We start from the raw sequence: 26,083 nt of genomic DNA, 5'->3' as shown, positions 1-26,083 counted from the left end.
TGATTACTCGTCTGGATCAGAGTCTTCCGACGTCGATACCTCCATTTCTGCCTGTTCGATCACGGCTTGAACGCCGAAATCGGTGCTGGTCTTTTTGAAGTAAGCGATCAGCGTCTTCACGCTTTGCTCATCCAGCGGGTTATCCCTCAGGTTGATGCTTTCAGCGATTTCCAGCGGCAGTTCCAGAATGTCGCTGGGGATGTGAGTGATCGCATTGCCGCTCAAATCCGCCACGTCCAATGACTTTAATTGCAACAAGCCTGCTGGCAGCTGATTGATGCCGGTTTCGCTCAGTAGCAGATTCGCCATGCCAGGCATTTGGCTGATGTCGGGAGTAAGAGCAAGCGGGTTGTTGCTCAGGTCCAGATAGTCGAGTCGTTCCAGTTGCGCCAGTTCCAGTACGGTTTGCGCGGTCAGGGTTACGTTGCACTCGTTTAGCGCCAGGGCCGTCAGTTTGCCCATTCTGAAAATGGCTTCAGGCATTTCCCGCAGGTTGTATTCCCGGATGGTCAGGGACTTGAGCCGGGGGAAGCATTGCAGGAAGCGCCCGGCGCCTGTCGTTAGCCCGGCATCGCTGTGCAGGTACAGCAGCGAGACGTGGCTGAAATCCGCAGTGAGCACTGGCAAGTCACCGGCAATGATGGTTGTCAGGCTCAGCTCATAGCTGGGCTCAAGGTCCTGATTGAAATCGTCGAGCTCGGTTTCCCGACGCCAGCAGCGTTCCATCAGTTGTTTGAATTCGTCGCGAGTGGCGTGTTCGATCAGTAGCTGCTGTGCAGTAAAAGGTTCGCCGCTGTCGGGGTGAAGTGGGGGAAGGTGGGCCGTCCAGGCAGCGAGATCGTTTCGCAGGGTTTCGTACTCGTTTTCCAGGCGCACCAGTTCTATCCGGCCTTCGGCCAGCGTGCCGGGCAGGCGATAGATGAACTCGCTGGCCTCTTCCTGATCCATTAGCGGGTAAAGCACTTGCAGACGCCGGATATACGTCTGTTCAACAAAGATGCCGAAGTCTCGGCGAGTCTGGTTGAAATGGACTTTGATCCGCTCGCGGCCGGCGGCGGAAATCGGGTTGCCGCCCAGGTCGAAACCTTCTTGCATTTTGCCGGGCAAATTAAACAGTGCGGTTGGCAGCTCTGTGATCCGGTTGTCATTGAGCAGGGCGGTCCGCAGGCGTTGTCGCGTCAGCAGTCCTGGCGGAAGGTCGGTCAGGCCGGTTTCGCAAAGGTCGACGTAATTGAGATTCGGCAGGTTCTGCAGCGAGGGAAGCATCCCGAGTGGGTTTTTATACAGATCGAGCACGCCCAGGTTGTTCAACCCTGCAAGTGAGGCCTGGCTTTGAGCTGTAAGCGTTACGCCGCAGTCGCTGAGAATCAACTCGTTGAGTTGCGGCCATTGCGCAATGGCCTCTGGCAGTTGGCCCAGATTGAAGTTACGCAGGACCAAGCGGTTTATCCCGGAAAATCCTTTCAGGAATTCATTCACTCCGCGGGTCGCGCGATGCCCCTCCAACAACAAATTGCGTACCTGTGGGAAGTCGACATTCAGCACTGGCAGATCGCCCAATATCGGTTGTGAAAAATTGAAGTCAACAGGTTGTCCGTCGGCGATGTCGTAGGTGGCCTGACGACGCCAGCAGTCCAGCAATTCACCCATGAACTGTCGACGGATTTGCTGTTCAGTGCCGAATTGCTCCGGGCTGACCCTGTTTTGCGTGTCCGGAACAAACAATGGAATTTCACTGCGCCAGGCATTCAGATCATCGAACAATTGCGCGTGTTGATTGAACAGTCGGTGCAGCTCGGCCCGTGGCCCGGTCGGATGCCGCTGCAATCGCTCGACAAACACCTGCAACTCCTCAGGCGATAGATGCGGAAACAGCGAGTGGGCACGGTTTTGCAATGTTGGGGTGTTGGTGGGCTTCCGGTAGTAACCATCGGACCCGCCAAGCAAGCGCATCACGCTCGAGTCATAGGTGGGCTTGAGATTCGGGTGTTGCGCCAGCAGCGAGCGCAGCGGGTCACGATTGATGGCGTGCGTGCGAATCATCTGTTTGAGCCTTTCACCCTCACCAATGTTGATATTCAGAGCGATTCGCTCGCCGTCGGGCAGCGCCTGCAAGAGGCTGGAATACAGCGTGCTGCCACTGCTGAGCTGATTGCCCGCGGCGTCGTAGGCTTGATAGTTGCCTTCGTCGGTCAGGACCAGGACCTTGCGGGCGAGGGCGTTCGGGTTACCGATGCTGTCGATCAATTGTCCGCCGTGAGCGTATTGGCGAATCTCCAGGCGTAACTGCCCCGGCCAGCCAGGCAGGCGTTCCAGCGAATGCAGTGCCAGTCGATCAGTGTCCAGATTGTTGCGCGTCGAGTGCAGTTCCAGACCTTCGTAGGCGCGAGTCACCCGCACTTGCAGGCCCGCTTCTTGTGCCAGCTCCGTGAGCCGTTTGGACAATGTGCCTTTCTCAAGTTGCCGCCGTTCCTGCGCGCTGGCGGAGTCGAGCAGGACTTCGGCGAGGCTGGTGGGCAAACCGGGTTCCACGTCTATCACGCGTTGCACCACGGGCCGCGAGCTTTGTTCGAGTTTGCGGTAGCGCTGGCTGAAGAGTATTTCTCGCTTGGCTTGGGCGAGCTCTGCCAAATTGTGCCGCAGGGTTCGTGCGCGGGTGTCGACGCTGGGGGAGGGCGCTCCGAACTCTTCCTGCATCAAAATCCTTGCATCCGTGTCGCCCAGTGTTTGCAGCAGGGTCTTGAGCAAGTCGCCGTTGGCCGATTGCGTATGGTTTATCTGCACCACGATCTGGTCGGTGGCGACGCGTTCCCAAACGGTATGAGTGTTCACATCGACCAGTCGAAGCCCTTTCTCCGCTGGCCAATAACCGTAGTCGCAGAGCAGTTCCAGTTGCGTCACCGGATCGGCATTCAAGTAGTCATCCGGACGTTCGCTGCCAATCCGCTCGATGAAGGTCTGGAGGTCCTGATCGATCTTGAATCGTTTGAGGGTGTCGGCGAGCAACGGCGGGATCTGTGTGGCGTTTACATGCATCTTGCGCAAGGCGTTTTCGTGGCAACCACTGATGGTGAGCATGCGTTCGCGTTCGGTCGCCGAAAAACGCTGCATGTCCGGGCCGATACGGCGAAGTACGGTGGCTTGGTCCCAGGTCAACGGTTGGTCAAGTTCGGTTTGCCAGGCTCCGGCGCCGTTGTGTTTCAGCGCGGGTTTATAGGCATCGGGACGAGTGGGGTGTTCGATGCGATGCTGGCCGGCCAACGAATCTTGCGTGACTGAGTAGTGATTACCCTCAAGTGTCAGCAGGTTTTTACCTTGATGTGGGTGCAGCCCTAGCGCATCGGTTTTCAAGTCCTTGGGCAGCGTGGCGGAGTATTCGTAGCTGGCCAGGTCGGGCTTCCAATAGCGGGCTTTTCCGTTGGGCAGTTTCACTGAATTGAAGCGGTCAATGAACTGAACGATCTCCCGTGGCAGTACCGAGCGGAATTCGCCAACGGCTATAACACCGCCCGCCGCAAAGGTACCCAGCTGTACCGCAGATTGCACCACCCCCATGAAATGTTCGAAAGCTTCGGTCGTCAGGCCTTCTGCCCAGTCGACGATGCTTTCAAAGGTTTCGTCGAGCAGTTGGTAAGCCATATAGGCGAGCATCAACTCGCCAAGAAACGGCACGAATGGCAAGGCAATAAAGGCTGCGACGTTCAGCAATACCGAAGCGATCTCCGTGAAAGAGTCCCACAACGCCCAGCGGGCTTTTTGATCGACCGAGGCCGTGGACACGGCGATGACGCGTGCGTCGTTCAGGATTTTGTCGAGTGTGCGTTGATAGAGATGACTCAACAATTCCCCCCTGATCGGTATGACCGACATTTGCAGGTTCGGGCGCTGATTGGGGTTTTCTCTCCAGGTTGGGCGCTGGTCGCCAGGTTGAACCGGTTGCCAGGTGATCGGAGCGAGTTGGGTGTTCAATTGTGCGAAGAAATGCCCACGATCCTCATGATTGAGGAAGCGGCTGAAAAATTGTTGATAGTCGGGATTGCGCAGGCGCTGGCTCAGTTCCACCGCGAATGCAGCGGACGAGGGATATTCCTTGATCGGGTGTTCTGGGTCGTCAGGGATATAGGCCACTACCCTGGCCACTTCCCCTGCGCGTTCCAAGTCCGGAGCAAACACTACGATGCCGGTCAGGCGGGCGCTCATGATCGTCAGGTCGTTGCTGCCCCATGGCTGGCCACGCAAACGCAGAAAAGGCAGGTTGTCGAGCAGACCACGCATCAGGCGGTGAACATCGCTGCTCAGCAGGTTTTGCATCTGTGCCATGTGCAGGGCCGCGCTCAGTGCGGTTTTCTGACTCTCGCGGATCTTCGGTTTCAGGATCGCCGCGGCCACCGGGTTGCTAATGCCCAAGTTGTCTTCCAGATACTTTTTGTAGCGGTCACCCATGTCCAGTTCACGGCATAGGTGGGTAAACGCCGCGATGGGCATCTTCTTCAGGATGTGTGGCAGTGCATTGAATTGCCCGTTAGCGGTGGGCGGCGTGATGTAAGTCGAAGCGGACTCAAAGGCATCGGCGGTGGTTTCGCCACTTTCGAAGTTGTGCAGCACCGCATCCAGCAACGATACCGTCCAGATACGAGCGGCCCCGGACTTCATTCGCAGCCAGGGATAGCGAGTAGGGATATAAAGCCGCAGAAAGGTTTTGCTGACGTCCAGTTCCAGGCCGAATCGGGTCTTGAGCGCGGCGTTCAGCAACGGTTCGGCGAAGGCAGCGGGGTTCTGCAGATTCGCCAATGCCTGATCGACCCGATTCTGACTGGTCACTTGTTGGGCGATGAGGCTGCCAAGTTCGGCGTGATGATGTTTCGGCGCGCCTTTGAGCGCTTGCGGCATCCTTGGCGTGATTTTGCCCAGTGCTTCACGTCGGTGAGGCGCTGCCTCACGGAGCCAGGATGGAATGGCGTTCATTAGATGCAGATAGTGCGCATCTGGCCTGAACGTGTCGGTGATGTCGGAGATGGAATGTTCGGTATTCATGCGGATAAGAAGATCGTCGGCGTTTGATTGACCTCTAGGAAACCCCGCGAACGCGCAAGACGTGCGGTACATATTTACCGCACTCATCGAATCGGCATGGGTTACAACGGAGCAAGCCTGCCGCAAACGCTCGCGGCCAGTTAAACTGCGCCTTTGCGACCCTATATGTCGCATTGCCGTAAACCCGGGAAAAACCGGGGTTTGCGCTATAAGAAGTTGTCGCTTGGCGGCAAGGCCGAGCTGAAAACTGTCCTTACAATCCCCCCATCGCTCGCCAGTTTCCGGCGAGTGTTCCTCTTCAGGAGACTCCGATGTCCGTTGAGCACGCTGCGGTACAACGCGCCGATTTCGACCAGGTAATGGTTCCCAACTACGCGCCTGCCGCTTTCATTCCAGTGCGTGGCGCAGGCTCCCGCGTCTGGGACCAGTCTGGCCGCGAGCTGATCGACTTCGCGGGCGGGATTGCCGTTAACGTATTGGGCCATGCGCACCCGGCGCTGGTCGGTGCCTTGACCGAGCAGGCCAACAAGCTCTGGCATGTGTCCAACGTGTTCACCAATGAGCCGGCCTTGCGCCTGGCCCATAAGCTGATCGACGCGACCTTTGCCGAGCGCGTGTTCTTCTGCAACTCCGGCGCCGAAGCCAACGAGGCCGCCTTCAAGCTGGCCCGTCGCGTCGCGTTCGACCGTTTCGGCAGCGAGAAGTACGAAATCATCGCCGCACTGAACAGCTTCCATGGTCGTACCTTGTTCACCGTAAACGTCGGCGGTCAGTCGAAATACTCCGACGGTTTCGGTCCTAAAATTACCGGCATTACCCACGTTCCTTACAACGATCTGGCCGCTTTGAAAGCCGCCGTTTCCGACAAGACCTGCGCCGTGGTGCTGGAGCCGATTCAGGGCGAGGGCGGCGTACTGCCGGCCGAGCTGGCTTACCTGCAAGGTGCCCGTGAACTGTGCAACGAACACAACGCGCTGCTGGTGTTCGACGAAGTGCAAACCGGCATGGGCCGCAGCGGCAAGCTGTTCGCCTACCAGCACTATGGCGTCACCCCGGACATCCTGACCAGCGCCAAGAGCCTGGGCGGTGGCTTCCCGATCGCAGCGATGCTGACCACCGAAGCGCTGGCCAAACATTTGGTTGTTGGCACTCACGGCACCACTTACGGCGGCAACCCGCTGGCGTGCGCTGTCGCCGAAGCCGTGATCGGCGTGATCAACACCCCTGAAGTGCTGGCTGGCGTTAACGCCAAGCACGATAAGTTCAAGGCTCGTCTGGAACAGATCGGCGAGAAATACGGCCTGTTCACTGAGGTGCGTGGTCTGGGCTTGTTGATCGGTTGCGTGCTGAGCGATGCCTGGAAAGGCAAGGCTAAAGACATCTTCAACGCCGCTGAAAAAGAAGGCCTGATGATTCTGCAAGCTGGCCCGGACGTGATTCGCTTCGCCCCGAGCCTGGTGGTGGAAGATGCCGATATCGATGCCGGTCTGGATCGTTTCGAGCGCGCCGCGGCAAACCTGACTCAAGCCTGATAGTCCCTTCGACGCCTGGCTTTTCAGGCGTCGAACCCAATTTTTATGCCGGACCTGCTTTTCTGTAGGAGCGAAGCTTGCTCGCGAAGGTGTGTCAGCCACAGTGATGTCGACTGACACACCTTCGCGAGCAAGCTTCGCTCCTACAAGGGTCTGGCTTATTTTCCTCAAAGAGTTTTTAAAAAAGGAGTGACACCATGCTGGTGATGCGCCCCGCGCAAATGGCTGATCTGGGCGAGGTACAGCGTCTGGCTGCGGATAGCCCGATTGGTGTCACTTCCTTGCCGGATGACGTTGAACGCCTGAGCGACAAGATCGCCGCGAGCGAAGCCTCGTTCTCTGCTGAAGTCAGCTTCAACGGTGAAGAGAGCTACTTCTTCGTCCTCGAAGATTCCGCCACCGGCAAACTGGTGGGCTGCTCGGCGATCGTTGCCTCCGCTGGTTATTCGGAGCCGTTCTACAGCTTCCGTAATGAAACCTTCGTGCACGCCTCTCGCGAGCTGAAGATTCATAACAAGATTCACGTGCTTTCGCAGTGCCACGACCTGACCGGTAACAGCTTGCTGACCAGTTTCTATGTGCAGCGCGAGCTGGTGGGTTCGCCATGGGCGGAACTCAACTCCCGCGGCCGCCTGCTGTTCGTGGCCAGCCATCCGGAGCGTTTTGCCGATTCCGTGGTGACCGAAATTGTCGGTTACAGCGATGAAAATGGCGATTCACCCTTCTGGGATGCCATCGGTCGTAACTTCTTCGACCTCAACTACGCTGAAGCCGAGCGTTTGTGCGGCCTGAAGAGCCGGACCTTCCTTGCCGAACTGATGCCGCATTACCCGATCTACGTGCCGCTGCTGCCGGACTCCGCTCAGGAAGCCATGGGCCAGGTGCACCCTCGTGCGCAGATCACCTTCGACATCCTGATGCGCGAAGGCTTCGAAACTGACCACTACATCGACATTTTCGACGGCGGCCCGACTCTGCACGCCCGCGTCTCGGGGATCCGTTCGATCGCCCAGAGTCGTGTGGTGCCAGTGAAAATCGGTGAGCCGGTCAAAGGCGCGGGGCGTCAGTACCTGGTGGCGAACGCCCAGTTGCAGGATTACCGCGCGGTATTGCTCGAGCTCGACTACGCGCCGGGCAAACCCGTGACCCTGGATCTGGAAGCGGCCGAAGCCCTGGGCGTCGGTGAAGGTGCCAGCGTGCGCCTGGTCGCGGTTTGACGCTTAGAAAAGCAGGCCTGATTGATTGCCTGGAAAGCAGCGAAGTTTCACGGGTGGCGCAAGCGGCCCGTTTGAGGAGATAGCATGATCGTTCGTCCCGTACGCAGCAGCGATTTACCCGCTCTGATCGACCTGGCCCGCAGCACTGGCACCGGCCTGACTACCTTGCCGGCCAACGAAGAGCGTCTGGCCCATCGGGTCGGCTGGGCCGAGAAGACTTTCCGCGGCGAAGCCGGGCGGGGCGATGCGGACTACCTGTTCGTGCTCGAAGACGACGATGGTCGCGTGGTGGGTATTTCCGCCATCGCCGGCGCTGTCGGCTTGCGTGAGCCCTGGTATAACTTCCGCGTTGGTTTGACCGTCAGCGCTTCGCAAGAGCTGAATATCTATCGCGAGATTCCGACGCTGTTCCTGGCCAACGACCTGACGGGCAACTCTGAATTGTGCTCGCTGTTCCTGCACGCCGATTACCGCAGTGGCCTCAACGGCCGCATGCTGTCCAAGGCGCGGATGCTGTTCATCGCCGAGTTCCCGCAACTGTTCGGCAACAAGATCATTGCCGAGATGCGCGGCGTGTCCGATGAAGCAGGACGGTCGCCATTCTGGGAAAGTCTGGGCCGGCACTTTTTCAAGATGGAATTCAGCCAGGCTGATTACTTGACCGGCGTGGGCAACAAGGCGTTCATCGCCGAATTGATGCCGAAATTCCCGCTGTATACCTGCTTCCTCTCACCGGACGCGCGCAACGTCATCGGTCAGGTTCACCCGGACACCGAGCCGGCACTGTCGATGCTCAAGAGCGAAGGCTTCAGCTATCAAGGCTACGTCGACATCTTCGACGCCGGCCCGGCCATCGAGTGCGAAACCGCCAAGATCCGTGCAGTGCGTGACAGCCAGGCGCTGGTGCTGGCCATCGGCACGCCGGGTGACGACGCCACGCCATTCATTATTCACAACCGCAAGCGCGAAGACTGCCGGATCACTGCCGCACCCGCGCGCTTCGCCGCCGGTACGCTGGTGGTCGACCCGCTGACCGCCAAACGTCTTCAACTCAACGCCGGCGATCAGGTACGCGCCGTTCCGTTGTCTGCTGCCCGGGAGTCGAAATAATGAAGTCGCTATACGTTGCAGGTGAATGGTTGGCCGGTCAGGGCGACGCTTTTGAATCGCTGAACCCGGTGACCCAGCAAGTGCTGTGGTCTGGCGAAGGCGCTACCGCCGCTCAAGTTGAGTCGGCCGTGCAAGCGGCACGTCAGGCGTTCCCAAGTTGGGCGCGTCGGACCCTGGAAGAACGTATCTCGGTGCTGGAAGCCTTTGCTGCTGCATTGAAAAACAACGCTGACGAACTGGCTCGCACCATTGGTGAGGAAACCGGTAAACCGCTCTGGGAAGCGGCGACCGAAGTCACCAGCATGGTCAACAAGATTGCGATTTCGGTGCAAAGCTACCGCGAACGTACTGGCGAGAAGAGCGGCCCACTGGGTGACTCCACCGCCGTGCTGCGCCACAAACCACACGGTGTGGTAGCGGTGTTCGGGCCTTACAACTTCCCTGGGCACTTGCCCAACGGCCACATCGTGCCGGCGTTGCTGGCCGGTAACAGCGTATTGTTCAAGCCGAGTGAGCTGACGCCGAAAGTCGCCGAACTGACGGTCAAGTGCTGGATCGAAGCCGGTCTGCCGGCCGGTGTGTTGAACCTGCTGCAAGGCGCGCGCGAAACCGGCATCGCCCTGGCGGCGAACCCGGGTATCGATGGTCTGTTCTTCACCGGTTCGAGCCGCACCGGCAATCACCTGCACCAGCAGTTCGCCGGTCGCCCGGACAAGATTCTTGCGCTGGAAATGGGCGGCAATAACCCGCTGGTGGTTGATCAGGTTGCAGACCTCGATGCGGCTGTTTACACCATCATTCAGTCGGCATTCATTTCTGCCGGTCAGCGTTGCACCTGTGCCCGCCGCCTGTTGGTGCCGCAAGGCGCCTGGGGTGACGCTCTGCTGGCGCGTCTGGTGGCAGTGAGCTCGACCATAGAGGTCGGTGCTTTCGATCAGCAACCGCAACCGTTCATGGGGTCAGTGGTTTCCCTTGGTGCTGCCAAAGCTCTAATGGATGCTCAGGAGCATTTGCTGGCGAATGGTGCGGTTTCGTTACTGGAAATGACCCAGCCTCAGGCGCAAGCCGCGTTGCTGACCCCTGGCATTCTGGACGTGACCGCCGTGGCAGATCGCCCGGACGAAGAACTGTTCGGCCCGCTGCTGCAAGTGATCCGCTACGCTGACTTTGAAGCGGCAATCGCTGAAGCCAATGACACCGAGTACGGTCTGGCTGCTGGCCTGCTGTCCGATTCTGAAGCGCGTTATCAGCAATTCTGGCTGGAAAGCCGCGCCGGGATCGTCAACTGGAACAAGCAGTTGACCGGTGCTGCGAGCAGCGCGCCATTTGGCGGCGTCGGTGCCTCGGGCAACCATCGCGCCAGCGCTTATTACGCGGCGGATTACTGCGCATACCCGGTGGCCTCGCTGGAAACCCCGAACCTGGTATTGCCTGCTGCCTTGACGCCGGGCGTGAAGATGGCGTGATGCCCATTCTCGGGCAAGCCTCGCTCCTACGGACTCCATCGAACCTGTAGGAGAGAGGCTTGCCCGCGAAGGCCGCGACGCGGTCGCACTGAATTGTTACCCGAAGCCTATAACAACAGATTCTCGTGGAGCCTCGCTGATGAAATCCTATGAAGTCAATTTTGACGGTCTAGTGGGGCCGACCCATAACTACGGCGGCCTGTCCTACGGCAACGTCGCGTCCCAGAGCAACAGCCAGCAGTCTTCGAACCCGAAGGAAGCTGCGTTGCAAGGCCTGGCAAAAATGAAAGCGCTGATGGAAATGGGCTTTCAGCAAGGCGTTCTCGCACCACAAGAGCGCCCCGATGTTGCCGCGCTGCGTCGCCTGGGTTTCGGTGGCACTGACGCTCAAGTCATCGAGCGCGCCGCCAAAGAAGCAATGCCGTTGCTGGTCGCCAGTTGCTCGGCATCGAGCATGTGGGTGGCCAACGCCGCTACTGTTAGCCCGAGCGCCGACACTGCAGACGGCCGCGTGCATTTCACCGCCGCCAACCTCAACTGCAAATACCACCGCAGCATCGAACACCCGACCACCAGTCGCGTGCTGGGGGCGATGTTCGCCGATCAGAAACACTTTGCTCACCATGCCGCGTTGCCCGCTGTGGCGCAGTTCGGTGACGAAGGCGCAGCCAACCACACCCGCTTCTGCCGTGAATACGGTGAAGCCGGCGTCGAATTCTTTGTCTTCGGTCGCAGTGCGTTCGACACGCGCTACCCGGCACCGCAGAAGTACCCGGCACGCCAGACCCTCGAAGCGTCCCAGGCTGTTGCTCGTCTGCACGGTTTGAGTGATGACGGCGTGGTCTACGCGCAGCAGAACCCGTCGGTGATCGATCAGGGCGTTTTCCATAACGACGTGATCGCGGTGGGTAACGGCGAAGTGTTGTTCTATCACGAGGACGCATTCCTCGAGACCGAGCAAATGCTTGCCGAATTGCAGAGCAAACTCGCCAAAGTCGGTGGGAAATTTCAATCGGTTTGCGTACCGCGTTCTGCGGTTAGTGTTGAAGACGCGGTTCGGTCCTACTTGTTCAATAGCCAACTGCTGACGCGTCCAGACGGCTCCATGCTGTTGATCGTGCCGGAAGAATGCCGTGGCAACGAGCGTGTCTGGCAATACCTGCAGGGTTTGACCAGCTCCGGCGGCCTGATCCGTGAAGTGAAAGTCTTCGATCTCAAGCAAAGTATGCAGAACGGGGGCGGCCCGGCTTGCCTGCGGTTGCGTGTCGCACTCAACGAAACCGAACTGGCGGCGGTCAATCAAGGCGTTATCATGACGGCGCCGTTGTACGGCACATTGACCGAATGGGTCGACAAGCACTACCGCGACCGCATGACCGAAAACGATCTCGCGGACCCGCAATTGCTGCTTGAGTGCCGGACGGCACTGGATGAACTGACGCAAATCCTTAAACTGGGCGCGGTTTATCCATTCCAGATCAATTGATCGACGGCGCGCTCTCGGCCACGACAGCGCGCTGCTTCATCTCAAATGAGAGCGTAAAAACATGAGCGATACCCTGCAGCTGATCCTTGAAGACACCGACGGCACGCAACTGGAAACCTCCTGCACCCGCGTTGCGGTCATGTGGCAAGGCAAAGAGCTGTGGATCCAGCACGATGGCCGCGGCCAATTGCTGATCGGCGTGGACGTCGAAGAAGGCGACGCTGAGTACGCCAATCTGCTGCTGCGCCCATTGGCGACTAATCTGGTAAGTCTGCAACTGGAAATGGAACCGGCTGAAGTCGGCGACGAAGACCACGTTCACGGCCCGGATTGCAATCACGACCACTAAGGAAACCGTTCTATGCTCGCCCTCGGCAAACTGCTTGAACTGACCCTCGCCGGCCGCGAACCGGCGGAGAAGACTCAACTGACTGTCGAAGGCGTGCGGATGCGCTGGTTGAGCGAAGGTGCGCTGGAAGTCCGGCCACCTGAAGCTCGCGACAATGGCCTGGACCTGCTGCTATCGGCCGGTATCCATGGCAACGAAACAGCGCCGATCGAGTTGCTCGATCGCCTGTTGCATGACATCGCCCGCGGCGATCTGAAACCGCGCGCACGTATTCTGTTCCTGTTCGGCAACCCCGAAGCGATTCGCAAGGGCGAGCGTTTCGTCGAGCAGGACGTCAATCGGCTGTTCAATGGTCGTCACGAACAAACCAGCGGTTCCGAAGCCCTGCGCGCTTGTGAGTTGGAGCGCTTGGCGGCGAGCTTTTTCAGCCTGCCGGACCGTGATCGTCTGCACTACGACCTGCACACGGCCATTCGCGGCTCGAAAATCGAGCAGTTTGCGTTGTATCCGTGGAAGGACGGTCGCCAGCACTCACGCCAGGAACTGGCTCGTCTGCGGGCTGCGGGCATGGAAGCGGTGCTGTTGCAGAATAAACCTTCCATCGTTTTCAGTTCCTACACCTACGACAAGCTCGGTGCCGAGGCTTTCACCCTCGAACTGGGCAAGGCGCGGCCGTTTGGGCAGAACGACGGGGTTAACGTCTCGCGGTTGGAAACTCGCCTGAAGCAGATCATCGAAGGCACTGAGCCGGAACTGACGGAAGAGGCGCTGGACGGTTTGCAGTTGTTCAGCGTGGCGCGGGAAATCATCAAGCACAGCGATAGCTTCCGCCTGAACCTGCCGGCGGACATCGAAAATTTTTCAGAGCTTGATGTGGGTTATTTGCTGGCGGAAGACATCGCCAATACCCGCTGGATCATCGAGGAAGTGGGCGCCCGGATCATTTTCCCGAACCCCAAGGTGAAGAACGGCCTGCGCGCCGGCATCCTGATCGTACCGACCACCGACGAAAACCTGGCCTGACCACTATTTTGGGCTGAAGTAAAACTCTGTAGGAGCTGCCGAAGGCTGCGATCTTTTGATTTTTAAGATCGAGATCAAAAGATCGCAGCCTCGTTTCACTCGACAGCTCCTACAGGTTCAAGTCTGTGTCAGACAGCTAGCGCGCGCGGCTCACTACGACGCAGCGCCCGCATCTTGTGCAGCGTATCCGCACAAGTCTTCGCCGCTTCCTGGCCTTTATGCAGGAAATGCTCGAAGAAGAATTTGTGGTGCTCTTCGCCGGCATGGAAGTGGTGCGGGGTCAGAGACACCGAGAACACTGGCACTTCGGTTTCCAATTGAACCTGCATCAGGCCGCTAACCACCGACTGGGCGACGAATTCGTGACGGTAGATCCCGCCGTCCACCACGAGGGCTGCCGCGACGATGCCGGCATAACGACCGGTCTTGGCTAGCAACTTGGCGTGCAAGGGCATTTCAAAGGCACCGCCGACTTCGAAGAAGTCGATGTCAGACTCTTGATAACCCTGGGCAATCATTTCGGCGACGAAGCCTTTACGGCTCTGATCAACAATGTCTTTGTGCCAGCAGGCCTGGATGAACGCAACGCGCTCGCCCTGGTGGTTTTTGCTTTTGCTGTCGATTGCGGTGGGTTGCATGTTCTGACTCCTGTTTGTGTGAAAAACAGGGCGTTATGAATCGAATGGGATTTAAGGGTACGCTCGCTCGCACGAATGCCTGCGGACGGCCCTTTGGCGCTAATCCCGTTCTCTCTTCATCCGGACTATGACCGTCGGCCCCGGAATCACACCGGGTCTGCTGACCTTGCTGCCAGTTACCGCCGAAGCGGTGCTGTCACCAAGCGCTCGCGGGCTATGCGCATTGCGCGCAATTACCGCCGGTGGGGAGTTGCACCCCGCCCTGAGAACGTTTTGCCACCAGATTGTTTGGCGGCGCAGCGTTTTTAACACATATTTCTTACCTGCGCATTGATGCTTTCAGATGATTGTCATCGAGTTTTTTGTTGGATTAACCCGTCTTTTCCTTACTCAAGGGTTGATTATTCGTCGGCATGGCCGCAGTAATTCTTTCTGAAAGGGATTTCCCCTGTTTACCGAGGCCAGATTCATGAGCGTTATCGATCTTCGCAGCGACACAGTCACCCAACCCACAGCCGGTATGCTCGACGCGATGACTGCTGCGGCCACCGGTGACGATGTTTATGGCGAAGATCCGACGGTCAATCGTCTGGAGGCGGAACTGGCCAAGCGGCTTGGTTTCGCTGCTGCACTGTTTGTCCCAACCGGCACCATGAGCAATTTGCTAGGTTTGATGGCGCATTGCGAGCGCGGCGACGAATACATCGTCGGTCAGCAAGCGCACACCTATAAGTACGAAGGTGGTGGTGCGGCAGTGCTCGGCTCGATCCAGCCGCAGCCGCTGGAAGTGCAGGCCGATGGTTCGCTGGACCTGGTGCAGGTTTCCGCTGCGATCAAGCCGGACGACTTCCACTTCGCCCGTACGCGCTTGCTGGCGCTGGAAAACACCATGCAGGGCAAGGTCCTGCCTTTGGAATACCTGGCCAAGGTCCGAAGCTTTACCCGCGAACATGGCCTGCAACTGCATCTTGACGGCGCGCGGTTGTACAACGCAGCGATCAAGCTCGGGGTTGATGCCCGGGAAATCACTCAACATTTCGATTCGGTTTCGGTTTGCCTGTCCAAAGGCTTGGGCGCGCCGGTCGGTTCGGTGCTGTGCGGCTCGGTGGAATTGATTGGCAAGGCGCGCCGTCTGCGCAAGATGGTCGGCGGCGGCATGCGCCAGGCCGGGATTCTGGCGGCGGCAGGTCTGTATGCGCTGGAGCACAACGTGCAGCGTCTGGCCGATGACCATGCCAATGCACAATTGCTGGCCGAAGGCCTGCGTGCGGCGGGTTATGAGGTCGAGCCGGTGCAGACCAACATGGTTTACGTGACCATGGGTGACAAGGCCGAGGCGATCAAAGCGTTCGCCGCTGAGCGCGGGATCAAACTCAGTGCCGCCGCGCGTCTGCGCATGGTCACGCACATGGACGTGAGCCGTGGGCAAATCGAGCAGGTCGTCGCGACATTCGTCGACTTTTCTCGCAAGTGATAGCGTTAGCGGCCCAATTGACCGTTTCTATCGTATAAACACGCTGTACCCCGCGCGCAGGGCCGATATAATGCGGCCCTTTGCCGTCGCTTCGTCTGTTGACGTTTCGAACAGGCCTTTGGCCGCAGCCTCCGTGGAAGAACCTAATGAAAAGCGCAGAAATCCGTGAAGCCTTCCTTCGCTTCTTCGAAGAGCAAGGCCACACCCGTGTAGCCTCCAGCTCTTTGATTCCGGGCAACGACCCAACCCTGCTGTTCACCAACGCGGGGATGAACCAGTTCAAGGACTGCTTCCTGGGCCAGGAAAAACGCGCGTACACCCGCGCGGTCAGCAGCCAGAAATGCGTGCGCGCAGGCGGCAAGCACAACGACCTGGAAAATGTCGGTTATACCGCTCGTCACCACACATTCTTCGAAATGCTGGGTAACTTCAGCTTCGGTGATTACTTCAAGCGTGACGCTATCACCTACGCCTGGAACTTCCTGACTTCCGACAAATGGCTGAACCTGCCGAAGGAAAAGCTCTGGGTCACTGTTTACGCCAGCGATGACGAAGCGTACGACATCTGGACCAAGGAAATCGGCGTTCCCGCCGAGCGCATGGTTCGCATCGGCGACAACAAAGGCGCGCCGTACGCTTCCGACAACTTCTGGACCATGGGCGATACCGGCCCGTGCGGTCCTTGCACCGAGATTTTCTACGATCACGGCGCTGACATCTGGGGCGGCCCACCGGGCTCGCCGGAAGAAGACGGTGACCGTTACATCGAAATCTGGAACAACGTGTTCATGCAGTTCAACCGCACCGCCGATGGCGTGTTGCACCCGCTGCCAGCGCCTTCGGTAGACACCGGCATGGGCCTGGAGCGGATCAGTGCCGTGCTGCAGCACGTTCACTCGAACTATGAAATCGACCTTTTCCAGAGCTTGCTGAGCGCATCGGCCAAGGCCATCGGTTGCACCAACGACGCTCAGGCCTCCCTGAAAGTCGTGGCTGACCACATTCGTTCCTGCGGTTTCCTGATTGCAGACGGCGTGCTGCCGTCCAATGAAGGTCGCGGCTACGTCCTGCGCCGGATCATTCGCCGCGCTTGCCGTCATGGCAACAAGTTGGGCGCCAAGGGCAGCTTCTTCTACCAGATCGTTGCGGCCCTCGTCGCCGAGATGGGCGAAGCGTTCCCTGAGTTGAAGTCCCAGCAGGCTCACATCGAGCGCGTGCTGAAAGCTGAAGAAGAGCAGTTCGCCAAAACCCTGGAACAGGGCCTGAAAATTCTCGAGCAGGATTTGGCCGAGCTCAAAGGTGACGTGGTGCCGGGCGATGTAGTGTTCAAACTCTACGACACCTACGGTTTCCCGATGGACCTGACTGGCGACATCGCTCGCGAGCGCAGTCTGACCATCGACGAAGAAGGCTTCGAGCGCGAAATGGAAGCCCAGCGCGTTCGTGCCCGTTCGGCCAGCTCTTTCGGCATGGACTACAACAGCCTGGTCAAGGTTGATGTAGCCACCGAGTTCACCGGTTACCACGCCACCAGCGGTTCGGCGAAAGTTGTTGCCCTGTATAAGGACGGCCAATCGGTAGACGTATTGAGTGAAGGCGAAGAGGGCGTGGTCGTTCTGAACCAGACGCCTTTCTATGCTGAATCCGGTGGTCAGATCGGTGACTGCGGTTATCTGCAAGCCGGTACTTCGCGTTTCGATGTACGTGACACCACCAAGACCGGCGGCGCGTTCCTGCACCACGGCGTGCTGGCTTCGGGCAGCCTGATGATCGGCGCACCGGTGGAAACTCACGTCGAGGCTGACGTGCGTCATGCCACCTCGCTTAACCACTCGGCGACTCACTTGCTGCACGCCGCGTTGCGTCAGGTGCTGGGCGATCACGTTCAGCAGAAAGGATCGTTGGTCGACAGTCAGCGCCTACGCTTTGACTTCAGTCACTTCGAAGCGATCAAGCCTGAGCAGTTGAAGCAACTGGAAGAAATCGTCAACGCCGAGATTCGCAAGAACTCCGCCGTTGAAACCGAAGAAACGGATATCGAAACCGCCAAACAGAAAGGCGCCATGGCGCTGTTCGGCGAGAAGTACGGCGACAACGTGCGAGTGCTGAGCATGGGCGGCGATTTCTCCGTCGAGCTGTGCGGCGGTATCCACGCCAACCGCACCGGCGACATCGGCCTGTTGAAAATCATCAGCGAAGGCGGTGTGGCTTCGGGTGTGCGTCGTATCGAGGCAGTCACCGGTGCTGCGGCGCTGGCCTACTTGAACGCGGCAGAAGAACAACTCAAGGAAGCGGCCAACCTGGTCAAGGGCAGCCGCGACAACCTGATCGACAAGCTGTCGGCTGTGCTGGAGCGCAACCGTCTGCTGGAGAAGCAACTCGAGCAGTTGCAGGCCAAGGCAGCCAGTGCGGCGGGCGACGATCTGTCGGCGCAAGCCCAGGACGTCAAAGGCGTGAAAGTGCTGGCCGTGCGTCTGGACGGTCAGGACGGCAAAGCGCTGTTGGCGCTGGTCGATCAACTGAAAAACAAACTCGGCCGCGCAGTGATCCTGCTCGGCAGTGTCCATGAGGAAAAGGTCGTTCTGGTTGCAGGCGTAACCAAAGACCTGACTGGCCAACTCAAAGCCGGTGATTTGATGAAGCAAGCCGCTGCGGCAGTGGGCGGGAAGGGCGGTGGTCGTCCAGACATGGCGCAAGGCGGCGGTACCGACGCTGGCGCACTGGATGCAGCACTGGCGCTGACCGTTCCATTTGTAGAGCAGGGTTTATAAGGCAGTGCTTCCGGCTCGCAGTCTAGTGGTGGGCCGGAACGCTGTTTGAGTGATTATTTGGGCGCCCTTCATGGGCAGAGGCGGCTTTGAAATGGCTTTGATCGTACAGAAATTTGGAGGCACCTCGGTCGGCACTGTCGAGAGAATCGAGCAGGTCGCCGACAAGGTTAAGAAATTCCGCGATGCCGGCGATGACCTGGTGGTTGTGTTGTCTGCAATGAGCGGCGAAACCAACCGTCTGATCGATCTGGCCAAGCAAATCAGTGGCGATGACCAACCCGTTCCTCGTGAACTGGATGTGATCGTTTCCACCGGTGAGCAGGTAACGATTGCCCTGTTGGCCATGGCGTTGATGAAGCGCGGAGTGCCAGCGGTGTCCTACACCGGCAATCAGGTACGGATTCTGACGGATAGCGCGCACAATAAAGCGCGTATCTTGCAGATTGATGACCAGAAGATTCGCGGTGATCTGAAGGCTGGTCGTGTGGTGGTTGTCGCTGGTTTCCAGGGTGTCGACGAGCACGGCAACATCACCACTCTCGGCCGTGGCGGTTCCGACACCACCGGCGTGGCGCTGGCGGCAGCCTTGAAGGCTGACGAGTGCCAGATCTACACCGATGTCGACGGCGTCTACACCACTGACCCGCGCGTCGTGTCCGTGGCTCAGCGCCTGGACAAGATTACCTTCGAAGAGATGCTGGAAATGGCCAGCCTCGGTTCCAAGGTGTTGCAGATCCGTGCGGTGGAATTCGCCGGCAAGTACAACGTTCCGCTGCGCGTACTGCACAGCTTCAAGGAGGGTCCGGGTACCCTCATTACTATTGATGAAGAGGAAACCATGGAACAGCCGATCATTTCCGGCATCGCTTTCAACCGCGATGAAGCCAAGCTGACCATCCGTGGCGTGCCAGACACCCCGGGCGTTGCGTTCAAGATTCTTGGCCCGATCAGCGCCGCGAACATCGAAGTCGACATGATCGTGCAGAACGTTGCGCACGATAACACCACCGACTTCACTTTTACCGTGCACCGCAACGACTTCCAGGCAGCGCAAACCGTGCTGGAAAACACTGCTCGTGAGATCGGTGCCCGTGAAGTGGTTGGCGACATCAAGATCGCCAAGGTATCGATCGTCGGCGTTGGCATGCGCTCTCACGCAGGCGTAGCCAGCCGCATGTTCGAATCCCTGGCCAAGGAAAGCATCAACATCCAGATGATCTCGACTTCGGAAATCAAAGTCTCCGTAGTGATCGAAGAGAAGTACCTGGAGCTGGCTGTGCGCGCCCTGCACACAGCTTTCGAACTGGACGCACCGGCCCGCCAGGGAGAGTGATGCGTTTGCCAAAGGGCGCGGTCTGACCGCGCCCTTTGTTTTTTTGAAAGGCGCGACCCCGAAGCTGTTCTTTTGCTCGCGCTAGTCAATACTCAGGCATGTAGGACTACGACCAATTTGGTTGTAGGTCGAGTGCCTTTTTTTTGCAGACTGTTGTCCCTGAAATGAAATGCGTGAGGAGATAGGTATGCTGATTCTGACTCGTCGGTGCGCAGAAAGCCTGATTATCGGTGATGGCGAAATCACCGTGACCGTGCTCGGCGTCAAAGGAAATCAAGTGCGTATCGGTGTCAACGCCCCGAAAGAGGTTGCGGTCCACCGTGAGGAAATTTACCTGCGTATAAAGAAAGAGAAGGACGAAGAACCAAGCCATTAATTTTTATCGTTTTTTATGTTTGCAAACGGGGAAAAGGTTGGTTAAGATACGCCCCGTGTTGCGGAGAGCTGGCCGAGTGGCCGAAGGCGCTCCCCTGCTAAGGGAGTACACCTCAAAAGGGTGTCGGGGGTTCGAATCCCCCGTTCTCCGCCATTATTTGCGTAGTACGTTGTAATCTGGCTTCTTCGGTAAGTTGTTGAAATTACTAGAAAAAAGCGCTTTACAAACAGATTGAACGGCCTATAATGCGCGGCAACAAATGCACTCGTAGCTCAGCTGGATAGAGTACTCGGCTACGAACCGAGCGGTCACAGGTTCGAATCCTGTCGAGTGCACCATTTAAGAGTTGTTTGCAGTGATGTAAATGACTTGGCTTCAACCAGTTGTGATCTGGTATAAAAACACAAATGCACTCGTAGCTCAGCTGGATAGAGTACTCGGCTACGAACCGAGCGGTCACAGGTTCGAATCCTGTCGAGTGCACCATACAACAGAAAGCCCGCATTTAATGCGGGCTTTTTGCCGTCTGGGATTTGGCTTTTCCTTTCGTGCATCCTCTCTCATCGAACTCTATGTTCGCACTCCGAACTCGCTTGGTCTCATAGCGGTAACTCGTGCTCGAATTCCTGACGCTAATCCTGTCTGGTTTGCCCAAGGCGCTTTCTACGTCTTGCGTGGTCATTCCGGCGACAACACGCTGATTGATGATTGCTTGGCGACGTTCACTGGCGCTGAGCTGATTTCCACATTTGTCTTCTGACTGGCCGACGATTGTCGGATCGCGGCGTTTGATTTTCATACCTGATGTTTCTTTGCGAATGGCTTCTGGCATAAGAGCGATCGTCGTTCCAGGCAAGTAAGCATGCACTTCCTGGCTTGAAAGGGTTTCATCACTAGCGCAGCTCATTGTGGTGAATGTGATGTGTCCGCCAGGCGCCTCGCAGCGGTGAATGGTCGCGGCAGGCGCCGCAAGCGGTAGGCAGAGTAGGGTGATCAGCGGTAAGCGGGATGTTCTCGATGGCATTCGACGTCCTCCATGACGGCTCCTAATCAAGAGTAGTTCCTGTAGTTTTGGCTGCTAGTGTGTTTTCTTTTCAGGATAAGTCGTCGCAGTTTTAAGCATCAGGACAGCGCTCAGGTTTGTCTCGCAAGCGCTTGTTTCAGCCGCGATTTTTTAACATTTAAAACCGTCAGGCGGTGTATCATTGCGCCCGTCAGCCCCGCCGGGGCTTGTGGAATATCTCCATGGACTTACCCAGTAGTTACTCAATACCCCGTTTTTCCAATCATGAATTGACTGATTGATCCTTCCGGCGTGCCCCGCTGCTGGGAGTGGAGTTCGCCTATGTCTGAAGTTGAAGTAAAGAAAACGCAGGAAAGCTTGCAGGACCGCCTCGCTCAAGTTGTTGAGCTGTTGCAGCGTCAGCGAGTGGTTGAAGACCTGACTCATCGCCAGGAAGGCGCGCATCATGACCGGGTCGAGAACCTGGTTCACCGGCAGAACCTCGTCGAGTTGCAGCGCAAGCTCGATGATCTGCACTCCGCCGACGTCGCCTATATTCTTGAAGCCTTGCCACTGGACGATCGTCTGACGCTCTGGCAATTGGTCAAGGCTGATCGCGACGGCGACATTCTTCTCGAAGTATCCGACTCGGTTCGTGAAACCCTGATCGCCGACATGGACGATCACGAGCTCTTGGCTGCGGCCAAGGACATGGATGCGGATGAGCTGGCTGACCTGGCCTCCGAGCTGCCGCGAGATGTCGTTCACGAATTGATGGAAACCCTCGATGGGCAGCAGCGTGAGCGTGTTCGCTCCGCGTTGTCCTATGACGAGGATCAGGTCGGTGCGCTGATGGACTTCGAGATGGTGACTATCCGTGAGGACGTCAGTCTCGAAGTGGTTCTGCGCTACCTGCGGCGCCTCAAGGAGCTGCCTGGCCATACCGACAAACTGTTTGTGGTTGATTACGACGGCGTCCTCAAGGGGGTGTTGCCGATCAAGCGCCTGCTGGTCAATGATCCGGATAAACAAGTTTCGGAGGTAATGGCTAGCGATCCAGTAAGTTTTCATCCCGACGAGGAGGCTTACGATGCGGCTCAGGCGTTTGAACGTTACGACTTGATTTCTGCGCCCGTCGTAGACAAAAACGGCAAGCTTATTGGTCGTCTGACAATCGATGAAATGGTCGACCTGATTCGTGAAGAGAGCGAAAACGAAGTTCTCAACATGGCGGGTCTGCGAGAAGAAGAAGACATTTTTGCGTCAGTCTGGAAGTCCCTGCGTAACCGTTGGGCCTGGCTGGCGGTGAACTTGATCACTGCATTCGTCGCATCGAGGGTAATTGGTTTGTTCGAAGGTTCCATCGAGAAGCTGGTTGCGCTTGCGGCTTTGATGCCGATCGTGGCGGGTATTGGTGGAAACTCCGGTAACCAGACCATCACTATGATTGTTCGGGCTATGGCGCTGGATCAGGTGAGTACCGGCAATACTTCGCGACTGATGCGTAAGGAGTTGGCAGTTGCCCTGATTAATGGCGTTGTCTGGGGCGGTGTGATCGGGGTCGTTGCTTATCTGCTTTATGGCAGCTGGTCTTTGGGGGTAGTGATGACCGCTGCAATGACCCTCAATTTGTTGCTTGCGGCGTTAATGGGGGTTTTGATCCCGATGACATTGGCGCGACTAGGGCGCGATCCAGCAATGGGTGCCAGCGTAATGATCACTGCAGTGACTGATAGTGGTGGGTTCTTTATCTTCCTTGGCTTGGCAACAATCTTCTTGCTCTGAGTGTCTTGTGTCAAAACCCGCCATCCGGCGGGTTTTTTTATATGTGCGCCAGGCATGGCGCGTTGCGCGTAAGCGCAACCAGTTCGGCTGTGGTGGCCACGCTGGTGACTTGGAGGTGCAAGTCCTCTACACACCCGGCAAGGGGAAGTGTTAGCCAGAGGCAAGGGTGTCGCGGGTGACTGCGAATCTGAAGGAAGCCCGAGGCAAAATGCTGGCCTGACGAACAGGAAGCGGATAGAGGCGGCGCAGCGGGGTAAGGGGGCATGTTTCCTCAAAGCCCAATACTTGCACGGACGCTGTGACGTAGATCCGACAGGCATAAGCAGGAAGGTCGCGCGAATTACCCTGGGAGATCTGCACGTTTGCCACTGTGCTACCGAGCGTCGAGAGGCGACGGGATGAGCGTGCAGAAGTCAGCCGAGGCCGTAGTAAGTGACGAGTAACTCCGTCACCAAGGGCCGAACAGATTATGCCGCCAGTAGGCGTCAGAGTCTCGTGGAATACCGAAATGCAGAAATTTCTCCCAGAGAAGACTGTTACTCCGAGTCCCGGACAGAGTCCGAGGATGACGGCTGACAGCGCACAGGTATCAGCGGCGTCTGTGACGTGGACGAACGCGGAGCCGGACACGCTGATGGCGCGGGTGCTTGCACCGGCTAACCTTAAGCGTGCGTATCACCGCGTGGTCAGCAACAAGGGCGCACCGGGTGCCGATGGCATGACGGTCGACGAATTGGCGGACCACGTGAAACAGTATTGGCCGATCCTCAAGGCTCGGTTGCTGGCCGGCGAGTATCACCCGCAAGGTGTACGTGCCGTCGAAATCCCAAAACCCAAAGGCGAAACAAGACAGCTGGGAATCCCCTGTGTCGTGGATCGCCTGATCCAACAGGCACTGTTGCAACAGCTCACGCCGATCTTCGACCCACTGTTCTCGGATTACAGCTACGGCTTCCGTCCGGGCAGAAGCGCTCATCAAGCCATCGAAACCGCTCGCGGCCATGTGGCGGCGGGACACCGCTGGTGCGTGGAACTTGATCTTGAAAAGTTCTTTGATCGAGTTAACCACGACGTTTTGATGGCCCATATAGAGCGTCAAGTCGACGACAAACGAGTGCTCAGGCTGATCCGCCGATATCTCGAAGTGGGAACGATGTCAGGTGGACTCGTCAGCCGACGGCAAGAAGGGACGCCGCAAGGCGGCCCTCTCGCCGTTGCTGTCGAACATCCTGCTCAACGAACTCGACCGCGAGCTGGAACGACGGGGTCATCGCTTCGTGCGCTATGCCGACGATGCGAACATCTATGTGCGTAGTTGCCATGCGGGCGAACGAGTGATGGCTAGAGCTGAGCGCTTCCTGAGCCAGCGTCTGAAACTGACGCTGAACCGGGAAAAGAGTCGAGTGGCACGGCCTTGGGGCTGTGATTATCTGGGTTATGGGATGAGCTGGCATCAACAGCCGAGGCTGAGAGTGGCGAGCATGAGCCTGCGTCGCTTGCGCGACCGACTCAGAGACCTGCTGCGCGGAGCGCGGGGCCGCAAGATGGCGAGTGTCATCGAGCGGATAAACCCAGTGCTGCGTGGCTGGGCAGGCTACTTCAAGCTAAGTCAAAGCAAACGGCCACTTGAGGAAATTGACGGCTGGGTGCGTCGCAAGCTTCGCTGTGTCGTCTGGCGGCAATGGAAGCAGCCCTCAACGAGGGCGAGTAACCTGATGCGTCTGGGGCTTAGCGAAGCACGCGCCTGCAAATCAGCTTTCAATGGCCGCGGCCCATGGTGGAGCTCAGGGGCATCTCATATGAATCAGGCGTTGCCGAAGAAACTATGGGATCAACTTGGACTAGTCTCGGTACTGGATACGATAAACCGGCTTAACCGCATAGCTTGAACCGCCGTATACGGATCCGTACGTACGGTGGTGTGAGAGGACGGCGGATGTAAATCCGCCTCCTACTCGATCCGAATTTCGAGCAAAAAAAAGCCAGCGATTAAGCTGGCTTGGGCTTCTCTGCGTGAGTTAGGAGGCGTCTGCCGCCATTTCAGCATCGTGGGCAATCAGCGAAACGAGTGCGTTTTGCTGGCGGTGGGATAGCTGGCGAAAGCGCTGTAGCAATTCACGCTCGTGAAGTGACAGCTCTGGGCTGTCGAGGCGCATGCTTAATTCTTCGCCCAGTGCACCTTCCTGAATAAGGCTCTGCTCAAGGCGCGCAATGATTTCGGAATTCATGCTGCGGTGATGATTGCGAGCCACCTCGGCAATGCGTTCACGCATTCCGTCTGGCAGACGTACGACGAACTTGTCAGCCGTACGGCTGGAATAAATTGCCTGTTTCAATGGGCGCATATATTTAACCGGTTAGTTCAGGGGAGCGGTTTTCGGGATTGACCGCAGGATGTCTGATAGGACAAGCGCTCTGGCCAAATGTTCAACCTGAATTGATAGAGGCCCGCATCATGCCTCAAAACAGCCAGTTCATTGGCGTCAATTCTGTGACAAATATTGAACTGGATAAAGGCTTTATGCCAGCACCAATTATCAGAAATGCGGACTGGTTTGGAAAGGAGTGTCATGGCCGGTTTCGTTGGCCGCGTCCTCAGTCGACAGTCGGTGTCAAGAAAATCAAGAGGGCGTGCCATGCCAATCAGCTGTGCCTTACCAATACAGGATAGTGGCAATTGGCCGATTTACTAGGGGAAGGTTCGTGGTCTGGGCTGTTTAGGATGGATGGCGCGTTGAATTGCTTGGTGGGCATCACGATCTGGCCCGCGCCAGGAGGGTTTGCGGGTCTTGGTTTTGGCTCGATTGGTAAATTTGGCGATTCTTCGACGCATCTGCCTACACTTAAAAAGCCTAAGGACGACATGACAAAGGCATGCTTGCCCGTTACCATGCTCGCCGTCCATTGTTCCACGTATTCACGTGGGCAGTTTGTGTCTCAGTAGCTCAATTGGATAGAGCATCCCCCTCCTAAGGGGAAGGTTGGCAGTTCGAACCTGCCCTGGGACACCATATCTTTCTTTGCATCCCTTTTCCTCTCTTCTTAGCGGTCCTTTCCAGGTGATTGCTTTGTTATTTCTCGTGTTGGATTCATCTCTTCATCTATATAGATGAAGACCGAGAGGACTTTTTGCGGTTACCTATAGATTATTGATAGAAAAACCAAATCAGTGCTTGACGGCAGATTCTGGAGGCCTATAATTCGCCCCACTTCCGGCGCAGTCGAAACGGAAAACTCCTTGGTAAACAAAGAGTTACGTAGTTTTCGGCAGCAAGTTGCTTCAGGTCATCGAAGCCAAAAGGAAGTTGAAAAAGAGGTGTTGACAGCAGCGAGTAACGCTGTAGAATTCGCCTCCCGCTGACGAGAGATCTGAAGCGCAAGTGGTTGAAGTTGTTCAGGAAGTTTTGAAAGCTTCTGAAAATAACCACTTGACAGCAAATGAGGCTGCTGTAGAATGCGCGCCTCGGTTGAGACGAAAGATCTTAA

Annotated in this window: 16 protein-coding genes, 4 tRNA genes, 2 pseudogenes and 1 riboswitch; of the genes and pseudogenes, 17 read left to right on the top strand and 5 right to left on the bottom strand. The window is 57.4% G+C overall.

Annotated elements, in window-relative coordinates:
- Positions 1-3: 3 nt before the first annotated feature.
- Positions 4-5,034, bottom strand: a complete 5,031-nt coding sequence (locus KUF73_RS30330; RefSeq protein WP_218441622.1) for a dermonecrotic toxin domain-containing protein — start codon at positions 5,032-5,034, stop codon at positions 4-6.
- 311 nt (positions 5,035-5,345) lie between these two features.
- Between KUF73_RS30330 and KUF73_RS30325 the strand changes: the two genes are divergently transcribed.
- The 7 genes from KUF73_RS30325 (at position 5,346) to astE (ending at position 13,217) form a co-directional block, all read left to right on the top strand.
- Positions 5,346-6,566, top strand: coding sequence for an aspartate aminotransferase family protein (locus tag KUF73_RS30325; protein ID WP_218441621.1), 1,221 nt, complete (start codon positions 5,346-5,348; stop codon positions 6,564-6,566).
- Between the two features lie 197 nt (positions 6,567-6,763).
- Positions 6,764-7,783 carry an arginine/ornithine succinyltransferase subunit alpha gene (aruF, locus tag KUF73_RS30320; protein ID WP_218441620.1) on the top strand — a complete coding sequence of 340 codons (1,020 nt, stop codon included), beginning with the start codon at positions 6,764-6,766 and terminating at the stop codon, positions 7,781-7,783.
- An 84-nt stretch (positions 7,784-7,867) separates the two neighbouring features.
- Entirely contained in the window at positions 7,868-8,893 is a 1,026-nt protein-coding gene (astA, locus tag KUF73_RS30315; protein ID WP_218441619.1) for an arginine N-succinyltransferase, read from the top strand.
- A complete protein-coding gene (gene astD / locus KUF73_RS30310; RefSeq protein WP_371135575.1) occupies positions 8,893-10,359 on the top strand; it encodes a succinylglutamate-semialdehyde dehydrogenase in 1,467 nt (488 codons plus the stop codon). Before astA ends, astD begins: the two co-directional genes overlap by 1 nt.
- A gap of 139 nt (positions 10,360-10,498) precedes the next feature.
- Positions 10,499-11,845, top strand: coding sequence for an N-succinylarginine dihydrolase (astB, locus tag KUF73_RS30305; RefSeq protein ID WP_218441618.1), 1,347 nt, complete (start codon positions 10,499-10,501; stop codon positions 11,843-11,845).
- Positions 11,846-11,906: 61 nt separating this feature from the next.
- Positions 11,907-12,194, top strand: coding sequence for a topoisomerase II (locus KUF73_RS30300; protein WP_128605655.1), 288 nt, complete (start codon positions 11,907-11,909; stop codon positions 12,192-12,194).
- 12 nt (positions 12,195-12,206) lie between these two features.
- Positions 12,207-13,217: a succinylglutamate desuccinylase gene (gene astE, locus KUF73_RS30295; protein ID WP_218441617.1), complete on the top strand. Its 1,011-nt coding sequence runs from the start codon at positions 12,207-12,209 to the stop codon at positions 13,215-13,217.
- A gap of 128 nt (positions 13,218-13,345) precedes the next feature.
- Here the strand turns inward: astE and KUF73_RS30290 are convergent, their stop codons facing one another.
- On the bottom strand, positions 13,346-13,855 hold the full coding sequence (locus KUF73_RS30290) for a 6,7-dimethyl-8-ribityllumazine synthase (protein ID WP_218441616.1): 510 nt from the start codon (positions 13,853-13,855) through the stop codon (positions 13,346-13,348).
- A 103-nt stretch (positions 13,856-13,958) separates the two neighbouring features.
- Positions 13,959-14,129, bottom strand: a riboswitch (FMN riboswitch).
- A 195-nt stretch (positions 14,130-14,324) separates the two neighbouring features.
- On the opposite strand from KUF73_RS30290, the gene ltaE reads away from it, so the two are divergent.
- The 7 genes from ltaE to KUF73_RS30255 all read left to right on the top strand — a co-directional run bounded on the left by ltaE (position 14,325) and on the right by KUF73_RS30255 (position 20,295).
- On the top strand, positions 14,325-15,329 hold the full coding sequence (gene ltaE / locus KUF73_RS30285; RefSeq protein ID WP_218441615.1) for a low-specificity L-threonine aldolase: 1,005 nt from the start codon (positions 14,325-14,327) through the stop codon (positions 15,327-15,329).
- A gap of 146 nt (positions 15,330-15,475) precedes the next feature.
- Positions 15,476-18,100 carry an alanine--tRNA ligase gene (gene alaS / locus KUF73_RS30280; RefSeq protein WP_218441614.1) on the top strand — a complete coding sequence of 875 codons (2,625 nt, stop codon included), beginning with the start codon at positions 15,476-15,478 and terminating at the stop codon, positions 18,098-18,100.
- Positions 18,101-18,191: 91 nt separating this feature from the next.
- Positions 18,192-19,433, top strand: coding sequence for an aspartate kinase (locus KUF73_RS30275; protein ID WP_218441613.1), 1,242 nt, complete (start codon positions 18,192-18,194; stop codon positions 19,431-19,433).
- A 187-nt stretch (positions 19,434-19,620) separates the two neighbouring features.
- Entirely contained in the window at positions 19,621-19,809 is a 189-nt protein-coding gene (csrA, locus tag KUF73_RS30270; protein WP_002554426.1) for a carbon storage regulator CsrA, read from the top strand.
- Positions 19,810-19,871: 62 nt separating this feature from the next.
- Positions 19,872-19,962 (top strand) — tRNA-Ser (locus KUF73_RS30265).
- A gap of 108 nt (positions 19,963-20,070) precedes the next feature.
- Positions 20,071-20,147: transfer RNA gene (locus KUF73_RS30260), tRNA-Arg, on the top strand.
- A 71-nt stretch (positions 20,148-20,218) separates the two neighbouring features.
- Positions 20,219-20,295 (top strand) — tRNA-Arg (locus KUF73_RS30255).
- A 19-nt stretch (positions 20,296-20,314) separates the two neighbouring features.
- On the opposite strand, the gene KUF73_RS30250 is transcribed toward KUF73_RS30255, so the two are convergent.
- Positions 20,315-20,833 carry a DUF4947 domain-containing protein gene (locus KUF73_RS30250; RefSeq protein ID WP_218441612.1) on the bottom strand — a complete coding sequence of 173 codons (519 nt, stop codon included), beginning with the start codon at positions 20,831-20,833 and terminating at the stop codon, positions 20,315-20,317.
- 321 nt (positions 20,834-21,154) lie between these two features.
- On the opposite strand from KUF73_RS30250, the gene mgtE reads away from it, so the two are divergent.
- Both mgtE and ltrA read left to right on the top strand, forming a co-directional pair.
- Positions 21,155-22,597 (top strand): magnesium transporter, encoded by a 1,443-nt coding sequence (gene mgtE, locus KUF73_RS30245; RefSeq protein WP_218441611.1) that lies wholly within the window; start codon positions 21,155-21,157, stop codon positions 22,595-22,597.
- Between the two features lie 469 nt (positions 22,598-23,066).
- Positions 23,067-24,486 (top strand): annotated as a pseudogene (gene ltrA / locus KUF73_RS30240) (group II intron reverse transcriptase/maturase).
- A 129-nt stretch (positions 24,487-24,615) separates the two neighbouring features.
- Here the strand turns inward: ltrA and KUF73_RS30235 are convergent.
- Positions 24,616-24,942: an Arc family DNA-binding protein gene (locus KUF73_RS30235; protein WP_003178899.1), complete on the bottom strand. Its 327-nt coding sequence runs from the start codon at positions 24,940-24,942 to the stop codon at positions 24,616-24,618.
- 589 nt (positions 24,943-25,531) lie between these two features.
- Between KUF73_RS30235 and KUF73_RS30230 the strand changes: the two genes are divergently transcribed.
- Positions 25,532-25,608: transfer RNA gene (locus tag KUF73_RS30230), tRNA-Arg, on the top strand.
- A 274-nt stretch (positions 25,609-25,882) separates the two neighbouring features.
- On the opposite strand, the pseudogene KUF73_RS30225 reads toward KUF73_RS30230, so the two are convergent.
- Positions 25,883-26,083: pseudogene (locus tag KUF73_RS30225) on the bottom strand (hypothetical protein); the annotation flags it as partial.

It is taken from the genome of Pseudomonas sp. PD9R, from assembly GCF_019200975.1.
GTDB lineage: Bacteria > Pseudomonadota > Gammaproteobacteria > Pseudomonadales > Pseudomonadaceae > Aquipseudomonas.
The sequence above is the reverse complement of the archived record's forward strand: the minus strand, read 5'-3'. Positions and strand labels throughout refer to the sequence as shown.